Origin of the sequence: Microcoleus sp. M2_D5, from assembly GCF_036701935.1 — a bacterium.
Taxonomy (GTDB): Bacteria; Cyanobacteriota; Cyanobacteriia; order Cyanobacteriales; family Microcoleaceae; genus Microcoleus.
On record NZ_JAUBRP010000159.1, the window covers coordinates 1 to 1,948 of the forward strand.

Sequence of the window (1,948 nt, forward strand, 5' to 3'; positions counted from 1 at the left end):
GTGGGATGGGCGTCCCGCCCGTCCACTCATGAAGGGCGGGACGCCCATCCCACAATAATAATTAAAATTATAAGTTATTTAATTAGCGATCGTTAGGGAGCACCGCAATCCAAAGAGTAAATGTAGGGTGCACCCGGACTACAGAGAACCCGATAGCGAGTGTTTAAACGGCATCACAACGGATTTCGATGATAAATCCATCAGGATCGTAAAAGTAGATGCCGCGTCCTGTAGCGCGAGTGACGGGGCCGCTGTCGATCGCAATTTGATTTGACTTTAGCACTTCCAAAGCGCGATCGAACAAATCCGGCTCGATGTCGAAGGCTAAGTGGTTGGCGCGGGTAAAAGCTTTCTCCGGGTCTGGGTTTGGCGGTTCCAAGTCCGGCTGCCAAAATAAGTCAATAACAGTACCGTCTGGGGTGACAAAATTAGCGACTTTACCGGCGGCTACCATGTCTGTTAAAGTTGCGGGAATTTCTGCACCTGTTAGTTCGTGCAGGCCGAGAATTGTACCGTAGAAGTGGCGGGAAGCTTTCATATCGCGCACGTTTAAAGCGATATGGTGAACGCGGCGCAAATTCCCCGGCGCGAGGGCAATTTTGACGTTGTTTTCCGTAGTTTGCATGATTGTCATCAATTGCGAATGTTCAAATTGAAAGGAGTTTGATTTATTCAGATGGTGTCCTGTAAAATAAGCATTTTAAGTTGGTAGTCAGGACTTAATCGGGGCCCCGAAACCGGGTTTTTTACCTTGGGTGCGGTCTACAACGTATCTTTTCGTAAAAAAACCCGGTTTCTCAACAATTGTGAGTAAGTCCTAGTATTGTTATTTTTCTTTAGGAAACGATGCCATGCCTACAAATAGCATTGCCAGACCGCCTGCAAGAATTGCGAAGGCAAGTACACCTACAACTAAATCTAATCCCGATGTATTTTCCATTAAATTAAACCGTTCTCCAATTAAATCCAATCATCGGTATTTGTTAATCGCTGAGTGCTTGCAAACAATGGGGAAGATCAGAAGAAAAAAATTAGCTTTCAACTTAGGATCGTCAATTAAATAATTTCCCTTTTTTCTTGTGGGATGGGCGTCCCGCCCGTCTTTTAAGGACGGGCGGGACGCCCATCCCACAACAAACATGAAAAGTGGATTTTATTTAATTTTCATTCCTTATTAGAAAAAAAGCCTATTAATTTCCTCCCTCTTCCCTAAACATCCATCCGTTAAATCCGTTAAATTCTGGTAAACTGATTAGTTGCCGAACTTTTTATTTTGCCAATTCTCGATCGATGGCAGCGATCAGTTCGGGCGAATCGGGGCCAACACTGCTGCGGAATCTAGCAACGACTTCACCCTGTTTGCTAACTAAGAATTTCTCAAAATTCCAGGAAACCTCACCCTTGGGATCGACTGCACTCGTAAGCTTAGCGTACAGCGGGTGCTGCTGAGTGCCTTTAGCGCGTACTTTGTCAAATAATTCAAAGGTGACGCCGTATTTTGTAGTGCAGAAATTGACGATTTCTGGATTACTTCCGGGTTCTTGAGCTCCGAAGTCGTTGCAGGGAAATCCTAAAACCCGGAGTCCAGCCGCGCTGTACTTCTGGTTTAATTCTTCGAGTCCTTTGTATTGCGGTGTATAGCCACATTTGGAAGCTACATTAACTATCAAGAGTACCTTGCCAGCGTACTCTCCTAGCTGCTTGTCTTCGCCTGCGATCGTTTTTACTTTAATGTCGGAGATTGTGCTGGGCATTTTCAAATACTTTTAAATTTGACCACCACAATTTTACCGCAAGTCGCTACCATTTTGTCTAGAGGTCGATCGCTAAAAATTTCACTATCCCGGTCGCGGCGGGTTTACGCATCTCGCGCTTAGGATCGCGAATTAAATAACTTACAATTTTAATTGTTATTGTGGGATGGGCGTCCCGCCCGTCCTTAAAAGAC

General features: G+C 45.0%; 2 protein-coding genes. Both read right to left on the bottom strand.

From position 1 onward, the window contains the following. Positions 1–163: 163 nt before the first annotated feature. Positions 164–625 (bottom strand): VOC family protein, encoded by a 462-nt coding sequence (locus QUA50_RS29140; RefSeq protein ID WP_333268052.1) that lies wholly within the window; start codon positions 623–625, stop codon positions 164–166. A 643-nt stretch (positions 626–1,268) separates the two neighbouring features. Then, positions 1,269–1,754: a glutathione peroxidase gene (locus tag QUA50_RS29145; protein ID WP_333212882.1), complete on the bottom strand. Its 486-nt coding sequence runs from the start codon at positions 1,752–1,754 to the stop codon at positions 1,269–1,271. Positions 1,755–1,948 lie beyond the last annotated feature (194 nt).

Coding starts and splice junctions, on each gene's coding strand:
- QUA50_RS29145 (WP_333212882.1), bottom strand. CDS start 1,754: ATGCCCAGCACAATCTCCGACATTAAAGTAAAAACGATCGCAGGCGAA.
- QUA50_RS29140 (WP_333268052.1), bottom strand. CDS start 625: ATGCAAACTACGGAAAACAACGTCAAAATTGCCCTCGCGCCGGGGAAT.